Origin of the sequence: Magnetospirillum sp. XM-1 (assembly GCF_001511835.1) — a bacterium.
Classification (GTDB): domain Bacteria; phylum Pseudomonadota; class Alphaproteobacteria; order Rhodospirillales; family Magnetospirillaceae; genus Phaeospirillum.
This window is the reverse complement of the sequence record NZ_LN997848.1, coordinates 1,449,562-1,464,313: the sequence shown is the minus strand read 5'-3', so window position 1 is coordinate 1,464,313 and position 14,752 is coordinate 1,449,562. Positions and strand designations below refer to the sequence as shown.

11 protein-coding genes are annotated in these 14,752 nt (G+C 70.2%); 10 read left to right on the top strand and 1 reads right to left on the bottom strand.

All coding sequences use genetic code 11. The features are described from left to right. The first annotated feature begins 156 nt into the window (after positions 1–156). The 8 genes from XM1_RS06980 to XM1_RS06945 all read left to right on the top strand — a co-directional run bounded on the left by XM1_RS06980 (position 157) and on the right by XM1_RS06945 (position 12,206). Positions 157–1,743: a hypothetical protein gene (locus XM1_RS06980; RefSeq protein WP_068431832.1), complete on the top strand. Its 1,587-nt coding sequence runs from the start codon at positions 157–159 to the stop codon at positions 1,741–1,743. 62 nt (positions 1,744–1,805) lie between these two features. Next, positions 1,806–3,608 carry a translation elongation factor 4 gene (gene lepA, locus XM1_RS06975; RefSeq protein ID WP_068431829.1) on the top strand — a complete coding sequence of 601 codons (1,803 nt, stop codon included), beginning with the start codon at positions 1,806–1,808 and terminating at the stop codon, positions 3,606–3,608. A gap of 156 nt (positions 3,609–3,764) precedes the next feature. Next, entirely contained in the window at positions 3,765–4,658 is an 894-nt protein-coding gene (locus XM1_RS06970) for a DUF58 domain-containing protein (RefSeq protein ID WP_068431824.1), read from the top strand. Then, on the top strand, positions 4,655–7,339 hold the full coding sequence (locus XM1_RS06965; protein WP_068431821.1) for a DUF4159 domain-containing protein: 2,685 nt from the start codon (positions 4,655–4,657) through the stop codon (positions 7,337–7,339). Before XM1_RS06970 ends, XM1_RS06965 begins: the two co-directional genes overlap by 4 nt. Continuing rightward, positions 7,336–9,390: a hypothetical protein gene (locus XM1_RS06960; RefSeq protein WP_068431816.1), complete on the top strand. Its 2,055-nt coding sequence runs from the start codon at positions 7,336–7,338 to the stop codon at positions 9,388–9,390. The genes XM1_RS06965 and XM1_RS06960 overlap by 4 nt, the downstream gene beginning before the upstream one ends. 155 nt (positions 9,391–9,545) lie before the next feature. After that, the gene (locus tag XM1_RS06955; protein ID WP_231920714.1) at positions 9,546–10,733 is read left to right on the top strand and encodes a M23 family metallopeptidase; all 1,188 of its coding nucleotides are present in this window, start codon (positions 9,546–9,548) and stop codon (positions 10,731–10,733) included. Then, a complete protein-coding gene (locus XM1_RS06950) occupies positions 10,714–11,214 on the top strand; it encodes a polymer-forming cytoskeletal protein (protein ID WP_068431810.1) in 501 nt (166 codons plus the stop codon). Before XM1_RS06955 ends, XM1_RS06950 begins: the two co-directional genes overlap by 20 nt. Next, positions 11,211–12,206 carry a magnesium transporter CorA family protein gene (locus tag XM1_RS06945; protein ID WP_068431808.1) on the top strand — a complete coding sequence of 332 codons (996 nt, stop codon included), beginning with the start codon at positions 11,211–11,213 and terminating at the stop codon, positions 12,204–12,206. The genes XM1_RS06950 and XM1_RS06945 overlap by 4 nt, the downstream gene beginning before the upstream one ends. A gap of 1 nt (position 12,207) precedes the next feature. Here the strand turns inward: XM1_RS06945 and XM1_RS06940 are convergent, their stop codons facing one another. Next, positions 12,208–12,642 (bottom strand): ligand-binding protein SH3, encoded by a 435-nt coding sequence (locus XM1_RS06940; protein WP_068431805.1) that lies wholly within the window; start codon positions 12,640–12,642, stop codon positions 12,208–12,210. A 208-nt stretch (positions 12,643–12,850) separates the two neighbouring features. Between XM1_RS06940 and XM1_RS06935 the strand changes: the two genes are divergently transcribed. Both XM1_RS06935 and XM1_RS06930 read left to right on the top strand, forming a co-directional pair. Then, entirely contained in the window at positions 12,851–14,224 is a 1,374-nt protein-coding gene (locus tag XM1_RS06935; RefSeq protein WP_068431802.1) for a tetratricopeptide repeat protein, read from the top strand. A gap of 1 nt (position 14,225) precedes the next feature. Then, positions 14,226–14,708, top strand: a complete 483-nt coding sequence (locus XM1_RS06930) for a peptidylprolyl isomerase (RefSeq protein ID WP_068431799.1) — start codon at positions 14,226–14,228, stop codon at positions 14,706–14,708. Positions 14,709–14,752: the final 44 nt, after the last annotated feature.

The window sequence follows — 14,752 nt, the reverse complement described above, 5'->3', positions numbered from 1 at the left end:
AATGATGCAAATTTTAGCGCTGTCAATGAGATTTTCCCTGTTTGCGAGAGCGATAACCCGATGCGGCCGGCACTCCTGATTGTCGCCTCTGGAGAGCGGCCCCTCACCAGCGGCTGAACCTTGCCGTTGCCCTCGCTCTCCCGTATACGGTGAGACATGGCGGACGATCCCAACGACCGAAGGGCGGAACTGCAGCGCCGGGCACGCGACCTCGCGGCCATGCGGGGCGCTGCGTCCAAGCCCGCCCAGGCCGAACCGGAGAAGGAAGCGGCGCCCCCCCCTCTGGCCGAATCGGAGGCGGCCGCCACCGCCGCCCAGGTGGGGGCGGAAGCGCGCTCTTCGGGCCTTTTGGAACTGCTGGTCAACCTGTTCAAGCCCAAGCCGGCCGCGCCGCCCAAGCCGGTTGCCGTCCCCGTCGCCGCCGAGGGTCCGGCCTTCACCATCCTGGTGGCGGCGCTGGCGGGTGACGCCGACGGCCAGGCGGCCACCCAGCTGAACCAGATCCTGTCCGCCCGTCCGGCCTTCAAGGTCAAGGCGGTGCCGCGCATCTACCAGCTGGACCGCCTGGACGACCCGGCCCAGGTGGCGGGCGTCTCGCTCAACACCCGCCATGCGGTGGCCGAGGAAGACGCCGACCTGCTGGTGTGGGGCGATTTCGGCAAGGACGGCTACCGCCTGCGCCTGGCCACCGCCAGCAACGACGACGAGCGCGCCGCCTCGTTCGGCGCCACCACCCGCATCGAGCTGCCGGCCGAGCTGGGCGAAGGACCGTCCAACCTGCTTTACGCCGCCTGCCTCGCCGCCGTCGAGGTGCCGACGGAAGCCCACCGCAACTCCATCCGCCGCCTGATGCCGGCCGCCGCAGCAGGGGTGGAAAGCCTGGCCGCCAAGCCGCCGGTGCAGATGTCCATGGGACAGCAGCGCTCGTGCCAGCTGGTGTTCGGCCATATCGCCACCATCAACGCCATGGTGGTGCCCGCCGAAGAGACCGAGCTGTGGTTCGACAAGGCCATCAACGCCTATCGCCAGGCCCAGCGCCGCCTGGCCCGCACCGATCCGTCGTGGGAAGCCGGCCTGATCCACAAGCATGTGGGCGCGGTGCTGTCGGCCAAGGCGGAACGCTCCAAGGACCCGGCCCCGCTGCTGGAAGAGGCCATCAAGGAATGGCGCAACGCGGTCGAGCACCTGCCCCGCGCCCTGATGCCGCAGGAATGGGCCTCGGCCCAGGTGCGGCTCGGCGTGGCGCTCTATCGCCTGGACCTGAAGACCGGCCAGACCGAATTGCTGCGCGAATCGGTGCAGGCGCTGCAGGCCACGCTTCAGGTCTATTCCCGCACCGAGACGCCGAGCCGCTGGGCCGAGGTGATGCACAACATCGCCCAGGTGCTGGAGGTCTACGGCGACCAGTTGAAGAACACCGAGGTCCTGAAGCGCTCCATCGACGCCTGCCATTCGGTGTTGGAGATCCGGACGCGGGAACGTTCGCCGCTGTCTTGGGCCGCCACCCAGAACACGCTGGGCTCGGCCCTGTTCCTGCTGGACCGCCATTCCAGCGGCGCCGGCCACCTGACCGAGGCGGAACAGGCCCTGGCCGCCGCGCTGGAGGTGTTCCAGGCCCACGGCGCCAAGGGCCCCGCCAAGGTGGCGGCCAAGAATCTCGGCCATGTGCGCAAGCTGGCCGAAACCCGCAAGACCCGTCAGGTGATCGAGCCCCATTGGCTGGACGATCCCGACAGCAAGTAGCTTCCCAAACCGGCCGCCGCGCACTATGGTCCGGCAGCCCCGACTTTAGTTGATCGCCGTTCATGACCAAGCTCAGCCATATCCGCAATTTCTCCATCGTCGCCCATATCGACCACGGCAAATCGACCCTCGCCGACCGCCTGATCCAGGCCTGCGGCGCCATCGAGGCGCGCGAGATGAAGGAGCAGATGCTCGATTCCATGGATATCGAGCGCGAGCGCGGCATCACCATCAAGGCCCAGACCGTGCGGCTGGAATACAAGGCCAAGGACGGCAAGACCTATCAGCTGAACCTGATGGACACCCCCGGCCACGTGGACTTCGCCTACGAGGTCTCGCGCTCGCTGGCCGCCTGCGAGGGCTCGCTGCTGGTGGTGGACGCCAGCCAGGGCGTCGAGGCCCAGACGCTCGCCAACGTCTATCACGCGCTGGACGCCGGGCACGAGGTGGTGCCGGTCTTGAACAAGATCGACCTGCCGGCGGCCGAGCCCGAGCGCGTCAAGCAGCAGATCGAGGACGTCATCGGCCTGGACACCACCGACGCGGTGATGATCTCGGCCAAGACCGGCATCGGCATCGGCGACGTGCTGGAAGCCCTGGTCACCCGCCTGCCCTGCCCCGAGGGCGACGCCGACGCGCCGCTGCAGGCCCTGCTGGTGGATTCCTGGTACGACCCCTATCTGGGCGTCATCATCCTGGTGCGCATCAAGAACGGCGTGCTGAAGAAGGGCCAGAAGATCCGCATGATGGCCACCGAAGCCACCTATCAGGTGGATTCCTGCGGCTATTTCACGCCGAAGCTGGTGCAGACCACCGAACTGCGCCCCGGCGAGATGGGCTTCTTCACCGCCGCCATCAAGGCTGTGGCCGACACCAAGGTGGGCGACACCGTCACCGATGACAGGAAGCCCGCCGAAAGCCCGCTGCCCGGCTTCAAGCCCAGCGTGCCGGTGGTGTGGTGCGGCCTGTTCCCCATCGACGCCGCCGATTACGAGGATCTGCGCGACTCGCTCGCCAAGCTGCGCTTGAACGACGCCAGCTTCCAGTACGAGCCCGAGACCTCGGCCGCGCTGGGCTTCGGCTTCCGCTGCGGCTTCCTCGGCCTGCTGCACCTCGAGATCATCCAGGAGCGCCTGGAGCGCGAGTTCAACCTGGACCTCATCACCACCGCGCCAAGCGTGGTCTACCGCGTCCACACCACCAACGGCGCGATGGAAGAGCTGCACAATCCCGCCGACATGCCCGACCCGGCCCGCATCGACCACATGGAAGAGCCGTGGATCAAGGCCACCATCATGGTGCCCGACGAGTATCTGGGCCCCGTGCTGACGCTGTGCACCGAGCGCAGAGGCCAGCAGGTGGACCTGACCTATGCCGGAAGCCGCGCCATGGCGGTCTACAAGCTGCCCTTGAACGAGGTGGTGTTCGACTTCTACGACCGGCTCAAATCCATTTCGCGCGGCTATGCCAGCTTCGACTACGAGGTGGATTCCTATTCGGAATCCGATCTGGTCAAGGTCTCCATCCTGGTCAACGCCGAGCCGGTGGACGCGCTATCCTTCGTGGTGCACCGCGCCAACGCCGAAAGCCGGGGCCGCGGCATCTGCCAGCGCCTGAAGGAGCTGATTCCGCGCCAGATGTTCCAGATCGCCATCCAGGCCGCCATCGGCGGGCGCATCGTGGCGCGCGAAAGCATCAGCGCGTTGCGCAAGGACGTCACCGCCAAGTGCTATGGCGGCGACGCGACCCGCAAGCGCAAGCTGCTGGAGAAGCAGAAGGAAGGCAAGAAGCGCATGCGCCAGTTCGGCAAGGTGGAGATTCCGCAATCCGCCTTCCTGGCCGCCCTCAAGATGGGTGATTCCTAGGCGCGTCCTCTCCCTCGTCATGGCCGGGCTTGACCCGGCCATCCACGCGGTGCCGCAGGAAAGACGTGGATACCCGGCACAAGGCCGGGCATGACGGGGTTTTCCCGCCTCCGACAACGTGCTTCACTTGCCCCTCAACTTAACGGGCGGGACCGGATGACCGGCAAGGCTTCCACACGGGCGAAGAGCGGCGAGTTGCCCGAACTGCGCGCCGAGGAGCTGGCGTCCCGCTTTCCCCCGCTGCTGGTCGAGGCCGAGCGGGTGGCGCAATCGGTGGCCCAGGGCGTCCACGGCCGCCGCCGCGCCGGCTCCGGCGATTCCTTCTGGCAATACCGCCGCGCCCAGCCGGGCGACGGGGCCGGGTCCATCGACTGGCGCCGTTCGGCCCGCTCCGACCACCTCTATGTGCGCGAGACGGAATGGGCGGCGTCCCAGACCGTCTGGCTGTGGCTGGACGGCTCGCCCTCCATGCGCTGGCGCTCGGACACCGGCCTTCCCACCAAGCACGCCCGCGCCAGCCTGCTGGTCCTGGCGCTGGCCGCCCTGCTGCTGAGGGGCGGCGAACGGGTCGCCTGCCTGACCGGCGAGGCGCCGCCTTGCTGGGGCAGCGGAGCGCTGGGCCGCCTTGCTTTGGCGCTGGAGCGCGCCGGCGACGCGCCCCTTTCCCCGCCCGCCCGCCTGCCCCGCCACGCCACCCTGGTCCTGGCCGGCGACTTCCTCGATCCCCTGGACGACGTCGCCGCCCACATCGAATCCCTGGCTCAGGCGGGGGCGTCGGGCCATCTGCTGCAGGTGCTGGACCCCGCCGAGGAAAGCCTGCCCTATGCGGGGCGCCTGCGCTTCCTGGGCCTGGAGGGCGAGGGCGAGCTGGAGACCGGTCGGGCCGAGGATCTGCGCGCCGCCTATCAGGAGCGTCTTGCCGCCCGGCGCGACGCCTTGTCCGCCCTGGCCCGTTCCCTGGGCTGGAGCTTCGCCACCCACCGCACCGACCGCCCCGCAGCCCCCTGCCTGCTGGCCCTGGCGCAGAAAGTGGGGGGGCTGGCCCCATGATGGTCATCGGCGGCCTCACCTTCGCCGCCCCCTGGGCCCTGGCGCTGCTGGCCGGGCTGCCGCTGCTGTGGCGGCTGCTGCGCGTGACGCCGCCCCGGCCGCGCAAGGTGTCCTTTCCCGCCCTTTCCCTGCTGCTCGGCCTCGACACGGCGCGACGCCAGGCCGAAGCCACGCCGTTCTGGCTGCTGGCGCTGCGCCTCGCCCTGGCCGCCGCCCTGATCCTGGCCGCCGCCGGCCCCAGCCTCGCCCCCCATTCCCCCATCCGTGGCGACGGGCCGCTGTTGCTGCTGGTCGACGACGGCTGGGCGGCGGCGCGCGATTGGGACAGACGGCGCGAGCATCTGGACCAGGTGCTGGCCGCCGCCGAACGCTCGGGACGCCCCGTCGTGACGCTCGCCACCGCGCCGCCCGCCGATGGCGGGCCGGTCGCCCTGGGGCGGCTGATGCCGGCGGCCGATTCCCGCGCCCTGGCGGCGGGGCTGGAGCCCCGGCCATGGCCCACCGACCGCGCCGGGGCGCTGAAGGCCCTGGACTCCCTACCCTTCGACCGGGCGGGGCAAGTGGTGTGGCTGAACGACGGATTGGCCGACCCGGCGGACGGGGCCCTTTCGCGCCGCCTGCAGGGCCTGGGCGGCGGATTGGAGATCGTCACGGGGCGCAGCGGCCGCCTGCTGCTGCCGGGAACCCAGGCCGAACGGTTGGCCCCGGTCATCCGCCGCCTGCCCTCGGACGAGGCCGAACCCGTGGACATCCTCGCCCTGGACGCCAAGGGAACGGTCCTGGCGCGGGGCGAAGGCCGCTTCGAGGCGGGCCGCGCCACCACGGACATCCCCCTCGACCTGCCCACTCAGCTGCGCAACCGCCTGACCCGCCTGGAGATCGAGGGCGAGCGCTCGGCCGGCGCCACTCTGCTGCTGGACGAAGGCAGCCGGCGGCGGAGCGCAGGCCTAGCCGGCGGCGACCCGGCTTCCGCGCCGCTGCTCGACCGCCTGTATTACGTGGAGCGCGCCCTGGCCCCCCATGCCGAGCTGAAGCGGGGCGAGGTGGCGGAGCTGGCCGCCGATCCCGCCCTGGACGTGATCGTCCTGGCCGACGTGCCGCTGCCGCCCGGCCCCAACGCCGCCCGGCTGGCCGCCAGGGTCGAGCAGGGCGCCGTGCTGCTGCGCTTCGCCGGGCCGCTGCTGGTCCAGAGTGCAACCGATGATCCGCTGCTGCCGGTCCGCCTGCTGTCGGGGGGGCGCACCCTGGGCGGCGTGCTGTCGTGGACGACGCCCATGCGCCTCGCCCCCTTCCCCGAAGCCTCGCCCTTCCACGGGCTGGTCATCCCCGACGACGTGGAGATCCGCTCGCAGGTGCTGGCCGAGCCGGGGCTGGAGCTGTCGTCGCGCACCTGGGCCAGTCTGGCCGACGGCACGCCGCTGGTCACCGCCCACCGGCGCGGCAAGGGGCTGGTGGTGCTGATCCACACCAGCGCCAACGCCGAATGGGGCAATCTGGCCCTGTCGGGCCTGTTCGTGGACATGCTGCGCCGGATGACCGCCCTGTCGCAGAGGGGAAGCGGCGCGACCGTCCAGGCGGGAAAGCTGGCGCCGGCCGAGGTGCTGGACGGGCTGGGACGCGCGCACCCCGCCGCCGGTATCAATCAGCCGCTGGACCAGGGCGCCCTGGCCGCCACCTTGCCCCAGCCCCGCCATCCCCCCGGCCTGTATGGTCCGGCCGAGGGGCGGGTCGCCTTCAACCTGGGCCCCGCCTTGGCCCCGCCCGAGCGTTTCGTCCCGCCGCCCGGCGCCACCGGCACCCGGCTGGGCGAAAGCCGGCCCGGCCTGGATTTCCGCCCGCCCTTGGCTCTGGCCGCCCTGCTCCTCGCCCTGATCGACATGGCCGCCACCTTTACGCTGCGCGGCCTTTTGTGGCGGGCCGCCCTCGTTGCCGTCGCCCTGGGGGGGCCAAGCGAGACCAGGGCCGCCTCCTTCGCCCTGGAAGCCGGGCTCGCCACCCGGCTGGCCTGCATCGCCACCAAGGATTCCGCCCTCGACCGCCTGTGCCTGGCCGGCCTGCGCGGACTGTCGGCGCGTCTGGCCGAACGCTCCACCGCCGAGATGGCCGAGCCCATGCTGGTCGATCCCGACCGCGACCCGGTGGTGTTCTTTCCCCTGCTCTACTGGCGGATCACGCCCGGCCAGCAACCGCCCTCGGAGCAGGCAGCCGAGAAGCTCAACGCCTACATGGCCAAGGGGGGCGTGATCCTGTTCGACACCGGCGACGAGGGCAACGCCGGGGCCGGTCCCGATGCGGCCGAGCTGGAGCGCCTGCGCCGTCTGGTGGCCGGATTGGCCCTGCCGCCGCTGGTCCCCATGGGGCCCGACCACGTGCTGACCCGCTCGTTCTACCTGCTGAAGGGCGTGCCGGGACGCTGGGACGGCGCCACCTTGTGGGTCAGCCAGGGGGCCGAGGCCGGCAATGACGGCGTCTCGCCGGTGGTGCTGGGCGGCAACGACTGGATGGCCGCCTGGGCGGTGGACGAGCGCGGACGCCCCACCCATGCCGTGGTGCCGGGCGGCGAGCGCCAGCGGGAATACGCCTACCGCTTCGGCATCAATCTGGTGATGTACGCGCTGACGGGGAACTACAAGGCCGATCAGGTCCACCTGCCGGCCATCATGGATCGGCTGAAACGATGAGCTTTCATACGCTCGCCTTCGCCCCCCTGTTCCCTTGGCCGGTGATTGCCGCGCTGGGAGCCGCCGCGCTGCTGCTGGTCGGCATCGGCGTCTGGCGGCGGGCGTCCGGCACCGTGCTCCGCGCCGTGGTGCTGGCCATGCTGCTGGCCATGCTGGCCAATCCCCGCCTGCTGGCCGAAAACCGCACGCCGCTGGCCGACGTAGCCCTGGTGGTGGCAGACGAAAGCCCGTCCCAGGCCATCGGCGACCGCCCGGCCCAGACCCGGGCGGCGACCGACGAACTGACCCGGCGCCTCGGCCAGATCAAGGGGCTGGAGGTACGGATCGAGCGGGTGGGGGCGGAGCCGGGCGCCGACCGGGGCACAAGGCTGTTCGAGGCCGCCGAGCGGGCGCTGGCCGACGTGCCGCGCCGCCGGCTGGCCGGAGTGGCGCTGATCACCGACGGCCGCGTCCACGACGTGCCGGCCGATTTGGGCCGCTCGCTCGGCGCGCCGGTCCACACGCTGCTGACCGGTCGGCCGGGCGAGCGCGACCGCCGCCTGGTGCCCGGGGCCTCGCCCGCCTTCGCCCTGGTGGGAGAGAACGCCACCCTGGCCTTCCGCGTCGAGGACCAGGGGGCCAAGGGCGAGGCGGTGGTGGCGGTCCGCGTCGACGGCAAACCCTTCGCGGCGATCACCGTGCCGCTCAACCGCGACGCCACCCTGGAGGTGCCCATCCTCCATGCCGGGGCCAACGTGGTGGAGTTGGAGGCCGAGGCCGGGCCGGGCGAGCTGTCCCTGGTCAACAACCGCGCCGCCCTGTCCATTTCCGGGGTGCGCAACCGCCTCAAGGTACTGCTGGTATCGGGCGAGCCCCATGCCGGCGAGCGCACCTGGCGCAACCTGTTGAAGTCCGACCCGGCGGTGGATCTGGTCCACTTCACCATCCTGCGGCCGCCGGAAAAGGACGACCAGACCCCCATCCGCGAGATGAGCCTGATCAGCTTTCCCGTGCGCGAGCTGTTCGAGGAGAAGCTCTCCGAATTCGACCTGATCATCTTCGACCGCTACCGCCGCCGGGGCGTGCTGGCCCCGGCCTATTACCGCAACCTCGCCCGCTATGTGCAGAACGGCGGCGCCCTGCTGGCCGCCGTGGGGCCGGAATTCGCCGAGGCCGACGGCATCGCCGAATCCGCCCTGGCCGACGTGCTGCCGGCGCTGCCCACCGGAGCCAAGCTGGAGCGCGAGTTCCGCCCCCGCCTGACCGATGCGGGCCGCCGCCATCCCGTCATGGCCGGACTGGCCGGCACAAGGCCGGGCGATCCGCCCTGGGGCAGTTGGATGCGCCAGATCGAGGTGGGAACCGCCAAGGGCGCCACCTTGCTGTCGGGCATCGACGACCGCCCGCTGGTGGTGCTGGACCGGGTGGGCGAGGGCCGCGTCGCCATGGTGCTGTCCGACACCCTGTGGCTGTGGGCGCGGGGCTGGGAGGGCGGCGGCCCCCATGCCGAGATGACGCGACGCCTGGCCCACTGGCTGATGAAGGAGCCCGACCTGGAGGAAAGCGCCCTGCTGGCCTCGGTGGACGGCGGGCGGCTGGAGGTGGCGGCGCGCGGCGCCACCGGACCGGTGGACGCCACCATCATCGCGCCCGACGGCGCCCAGACGCCCATTTGGCTTCAACCCGACGACCAGGGCGTGGCGCGGGCAAGCGTGGAGGCGGCCCAGACCGGCCTGTGGCGCGTCGCCACCGCCGACGGCCGGGTCGCCCTGGCCGCCGCCGGCCAGGCCAATCCAGTGGAACTGGCCGAACTGGCGGCCACGTCCGAACGCCTCGCCCCCGTCGCCAAGGCCACCGGCGGGGCGCTGGCCTGGCTGGCCGAGGGCGGCGTGCCCGAACCGAAACGGGTGGCGCCCGGCTCGGTCGCCGGTGGTCCGGGCTGGATGGGCCTGGAGGAGAAGGGCGACTATGTGGTTGACGGAATTCGCGAAATCGCCCTGGCCCCCGCCCTGCTCCTGGCGCTTTTCGGCCTCGGCCTGCTGCTGGCGGCATGGCGAAATGAAACGAGGTGACGCATTTTTTGCCGGTCATCGGCAGATTCGATTTGGAATATCGGTCCGGCCGATGTAAGGAGTTCTTACCTATAGGTTAATGGGGGGTGGGCTGGTTAGACTTGCCCCGCTCTTCGACCGGGCAGGCCATCCGAAACGTGGGGGACGTCAGGACAGTGACCGAAAAGCGACTGATCCCGGCAGCCGGAAAGCGGCTTAAGGCGTTGCGTCGCGCCGCGTCCTGGGCCATTCCCGAATGGCAGGTCTTCATCCGCCGCCCCAACGGCACCGCCGAGCATTTCACCTTCACCCGCAAGCGCCAGCTGGTCCTGCTGGGCATCATGGCCGGCATCACGGTATGGGCGGGCATCGTCTCGGCCCTGTTGACCCGCCAGCCCGACGAGATCGCCGCCAAGGAACGCCAGCTGGACGAGATGATGGCCGCCACCCGCGCCGCCCAGTACCGCCTGGCCTCGTCGCAGAAGATGGTCGCCGACATCGCCCGCGAGGTGGATCTGGTCCATTCCAACGTGGTGGTGCTGGCCGAAACCAACGCCACCCTGGCCAAGGACCAGCCGCCCAAGAAGGTCGCCGTCCCGGCCAAGCGCGGCAAGAGCGGCGAGCCGGCCTTGAGCGACGACGGAGAGGAGGCGCGCGCCGTGCGCGAGCAGGTCCGCCGCCTGGAGGGCTCGCTGGAACGCCTGCGCGTCGCCTATTCCCAGGCGGTGCAGAACACCGACGCCGCCGCCCAGTCGCGCATCTCCGACACCGAGCGCCTGCTGGCCCGCTTAGGCCTTGACGCGTCGCGCCTGTTCGAGCGCCGCGACCGCGACGCCGGCCGTGGCGGCCCGTTCATTCCGCTCAACACCCTGACCGGCGACACCGGCCTGACCGGGCTGGTCGACCGCCTGGACCGCTGGAGCGGCATCAAGGCGGTGATGCAGAAGATGCCGCTGGGCGAGCCGCTGCACGAGGATTACGACCTCAACTCCACCTTCGGCACCCGCAACGACCCGCTGAACCGCCGCACCGGCGTGCACGAGGGCGTCGACCTCGGCGCTCCGCACGGCACCCCGATCTACGCCACCGGCGAAGGCGTGGTGGAGTTCGCCGGCCCCTGGGACCGCTACGGCCTGACCGTCGAGATCAACCACGGCAACGGCGTCGCCACCCGCTACGCCCACATGTCGCGCATCAAGGTCAAGGAAGGCCAGAAGGTGACGCGCTCGACCGTGGTCGGCCTGCTGGGCAACACCGGGCGCTCCACCGGCCCCCATCTGCATTACGAGGTCCGCGTCGCCGACGTGGCCAAGGATCCCCTCAAATTCATCGCGGCAGGTGAAAATGCTCCCAAAGCTTGGTAAGGCCCTTGGGGCGGTATCCGCCGCCACCCATTCCGCCCGTCATGGCAATAACGGCCTGCCCCTGTCGGTGATCGGCGCCGACGTGCGCATCGTCGGCAACATCTTCACCCAGGGCGAGATGCAGATCGACGGCCAGGTGGAGGGCGACATCTCCTGCCACCGCCTGCTGGTGGGCGAGGGTGCGCGCATCACCGGCGAGGTCACCGCCGAGACCGTGCAGGTCCATGGCGAGCTGAACGGCAAGATCAACGCCTCATCGGTGGTGATCGCCAAATCGGCCAAGGTCATCGGCGACGTGATCCAGGACAGCCTGGAGATCGAGGCCGGCGCCTCCATGGAAGGCCGTCTGGTGCGCAAGGCCGGCTCGTCCATCAAGGCGCTGGAAGCTCCGGCCGCCAAGGGCAACGGCGCTTCCGACCCCGCCGAGGCTCCGCCGCCGGCCAAGCCCGATCTCAACCAGGAAGCCGCCGGCACGGCATGATCACCACCTATCATGCCACCCCGGGTGGCGTGACCCCAGGGAGCGTGATCACGGGCGGGACCGAGCATGTGGGCCGCGAGGCCCTGTGGATCGACCTGCTCGCCCCCTCGCCCGAGGAGATCGCCCTGGTCGAGGCCCGCACCGGGCTGGATCTGCCGTCCAAGGACCGCATGCAGGAAATCGAGACCTCGTCGCGGCTGTCGCGGCTGGGCGACGCATTGGCGATGACCGTGCCGGTGCTGACCGGCGCCAGCGGATTCGAGCCGCGCAACACCGCCGTGACCTTCATCCTGAGCGGCACATTGCTGGTGACGCTGCGCCACGACACGCCGCACGCCATGGCCACCTATTCGGCGGCGCTGCCCGCGGCGCATCCCGTCCCGGTCAACGGCGGCGATGTGATGCTGGGCCTGATGGAAGCCATCGTCGACCGCATCGCCGACGTGCTGCAGGACCTGGGCGCCGGGCTGGACGGCATCTCGCACCGCATCTTCCACCAGCCCCACGGCCCCCAGCACCGCCGCCGCCGCGCCGGCTCGCGCGAGATGGAGGCCCTGCTGCGCACCATCGGGCGGACCGGCGACCTGTCGGGCAAGGCGCGGGAAACCCTGCTGGGCCTCAAACGCGCCACCGCCTTCCTGCCCCACGGCGAGGGCGCCATGGGCCTGAGCAACCTGCCCGACCGCCTGCGGGCCATCGACCAGGACCTGCACTCCCTGGCCGAATACACCGACTTCCTGGGCAACAAGATCAATTTCCTGCTGGACGCCACCCTGGGCCTGATCGGCATCCAGCAAAATCAGGTGATCAAGCTGTTCACCATCATGTCGGTGCTGTTCCTGCCCCCCACCCTGGTGGCCAGCTGGTACGGCATGAACTTCAAGATCATCCCGGAACTGCAGTGGGAACTGGGCTACCTTTGGGCCATCGGCCTGGCCGTGGTCTCGGCGGTGCTGCCCTACATCTACTTCCGCCGCAAGGGCTGGGTGTAGCTCAGCCCCCCTTGGCCGCCTGGGCCAGCCGGGCCTGTTCCGGGGCGTAGGCCGCACCTTGCCACAGCATGGAATAGGCGATCTCCTCGTTGCCGTTCTCGCACAATTCCAGCACCGACCTGAACAGCGGCTGGAAGGTGGCGGACCGGTGGGACTGCTCGTGCTCGGCGAAGCTGTTCCAGAAGGTGACGATCAGGGCTTCGCGCCCGGCCAGCGGCGAGCCGACCGCCTGGCCCACCGTCGAGCCCTCGTTGGAGATCATGCCCGAATTCAGGCAGACGAAGCCGCCGATGAAGCCGGTTTCCGAGTGCCAGGTCTTGACGTTCTCGCACAGCAGCGCCACCCGCTCCTCCAGGTCGTCCACCGTGAAGCCCGGGCGCAGCACCACCCGGTTGACCGTCACCACGCCGCCGGGCGGAAATCCATCGATCAGCATCCACGCCTCCTATATTCGATGATGCTGATATTGTGATTGCCGGGTAGGATTCAAGAGCGGCGCGCGCCGCGATCAGCCGCCATTGAGGCGGCGGCCAAGGGCGCGAAAAGCGCCCGCCCGGCGAGGGACGAACATAAATGGTTCAAGCCCCGCTCTTGCCGCCGCCGCTATCCTCGGGAAAGATGGCGTTATTCCAGGGGGAGCGGACATGGCGGCGGACACACCCTTACCACAGGCGCAGCGGGCCTTTGCCGCCGCCGCCCAGGCATGGCGGGACGGACGATGGGACGACGCCGAGCAGGGCTTCGCCACCGCCGCCCTGCTGGCGCCCGCCTGGGCGTCGGCCCACGCCAATCTGGGCGCCGTCCTGCGCCGCCAGGGCAAGCCGGCGGCGGCGGTGGCCAGCTATCGCCGCGCCATGGCCGTGGGCGGCGACGACGCCTCCACCTTGTCCAACCTGGGCAACGCGCTGCGCGACCTGGGGCGGCTGGAGGAAGCGGAGGCCGCGCTCCGCCGGGCCGTGGAGCTGGCCCCCGGCAATGGCGGCTACGCCTACAACCTGGCCCTGGTGCTGCGCGACCGCCGCAAGCACGAAGAGGCCCACGCCATGCTGAGCGAACTGGTGGCGGCCGAGCCCGACAACGCGGAAATCCAGTGGGACCTGGCGCTGGCCGACCTCTACATGGGCGATTACGAGACGGGCTTCGCCGGTTACGAATGGCGCATCAGGCTGGCCCGCAATCCCACCCGCCCCCTGCCGGGGCCGCGCTGGACCGGCGACGATCCCAAGGGCCGCACCATCATGCTGCTGGCCGAGCAGGGCTTTGGCGACGCGCTGCAATTCGTCCGCTACATCCCGCTGCTGGCGACGCAGGGCGCCAGGGTGGTGCTGGAATGCCTGCCCGAGCAGAGCGAATTGTTCGCCGGACTGCCCGGCCTGGCGGCGCTGGTGCCCAAGGGCGCCGCCCCGCCCGTCCATGATTGCTGGGCCCCCCTGGCCAGCCTGCCCCATCTGATGAAGACCCGCTTCGAGTCCATTCCGGCCCAGGTGCCTTATCTCAAGGCCCCGCCACGCCCCAATCTGCGCCTGGAGCCGCCGCCGGGCCAGAAGCTGTCGGTGGGACTGGTCTGGGCGGGCAAGACCACGCCGCGCGACCGCTCCTGGCCGCTGGAGGACTTGTTGCCGCTGCTGGCCGATCCCCGCGCCACCTTCTATTCGCTGCAGATGGGTCCGCGCGCCGAGGACCTGAAGCGCACCGGCATCGAGCGGCTGGTGCGCGACGCCGGCCCGGTGCTCAAATCCTTCGCCGACACCGCCCATGTGATGGAGCGGATGGACCTGATCATCACCATCGACACCTCGGCGGCCCATCTGGCCGGGGCGCTGGGCCGCCCGGTCTGGGTGCTGCTGCGCTACGTTTCCGATTGGCGTTGGCAAGACGAACCGCTAACGTCACCCTGGTACCCGACCATGCGGCTGTTCCGGCAGCCCGACCCCTCGGACTTCAAGACCCCGGTGGCCGAGATGGCCGCCCAATTGGCTTCCCTCATCGACGCCCCCCTCACCGACGAAAGACACTGACATGCTGATCGCCAAGGACACCGTCGTCACCCTGACCTACCGCGTCAGCGATTCCGACGGCAACATCGTCGACGAGGGCGCCGAGCCCATCATCTATCTGCACGGCGGCTACGGCGGCCTGTTCCCCCGGCTGGAGGAAGCCCTGGACGGCAAGGAAGCCGGCCACGAGCTGCACATCAAGCTGCAGCCCGAGGACGCCTTCGGCGAATACGACGCCGAACTGGTCAGCGTCGAGGAGGCCTCGCTGTTCCCCGACAACGTGGTGGTGGGCATGCAGTTCGAGCGCGTCATGGACGGCAACCAGGACGAGGCCATGCTGTTCTCGGTCACCGACGTGGCCGACGGCAAGGTGGTGGTGGACGGCAACCATCCGCTGGCCGGCATGGCGCTGGTGTTCGACTGCACCGTGGCCGAGATCCGCGCCGCCTCGGACGAGGAGGTCGAGCACGGCCATCCCCACTTCCCCGGCCATCACCACCACTGAGTCCAGGCATCATTGACTTAGAGCCAGCCCGGAGTATGTTCTGG

Excerpts from the sequence above, each read along its gene's own strand:
- XM1_RS06980 (WP_068431832.1), top strand. The coding sequence starts at position 157 with ATGGCGGACGATCCCAACGACCGAAGGGCGGAACTGCAGCGCCGGGCA.
- lepA (WP_068431829.1), top strand. The coding sequence starts at position 1,806 with ATGACCAAGCTCAGCCATATCCGCAATTTCTCCATCGTCGCCCATATC.
- XM1_RS06970 (WP_068431824.1), top strand. The coding sequence starts at position 3,765 with ATGACCGGCAAGGCTTCCACACGGGCGAAGAGCGGCGAGTTGCCCGAA.
- XM1_RS06965 (WP_068431821.1), top strand. The coding sequence starts at position 4,655 with ATGATGGTCATCGGCGGCCTCACCTTCGCCGCCCCCTGGGCCCTGGCG.
- XM1_RS06960 (WP_068431816.1), top strand. The coding sequence starts at position 7,336 with ATGAGCTTTCATACGCTCGCCTTCGCCCCCCTGTTCCCTTGGCCGGTG.
- XM1_RS06950 (WP_068431810.1), top strand. The coding sequence starts at position 10,714 with ATGCTCCCAAAGCTTGGTAAGGCCCTTGGGGCGGTATCCGCCGCCACC.
- XM1_RS06945 (WP_068431808.1), top strand. The coding sequence starts at position 11,211 with ATGATCACCACCTATCATGCCACCCCGGGTGGCGTGACCCCAGGGAGC.
- XM1_RS06940 (WP_068431805.1), bottom strand. The coding sequence starts at position 12,642 with ATGCTGATCGATGGATTTCCGCCCGGCGGCGTGGTGACGGTCAACCGG.
- XM1_RS06935 (WP_068431802.1), top strand. The coding sequence starts at position 12,851 with ATGGCGGCGGACACACCCTTACCACAGGCGCAGCGGGCCTTTGCCGCC.
- XM1_RS06930 (WP_068431799.1), top strand. The coding sequence starts at position 14,226 with ATGCTGATCGCCAAGGACACCGTCGTCACCCTGACCTACCGCGTCAGC.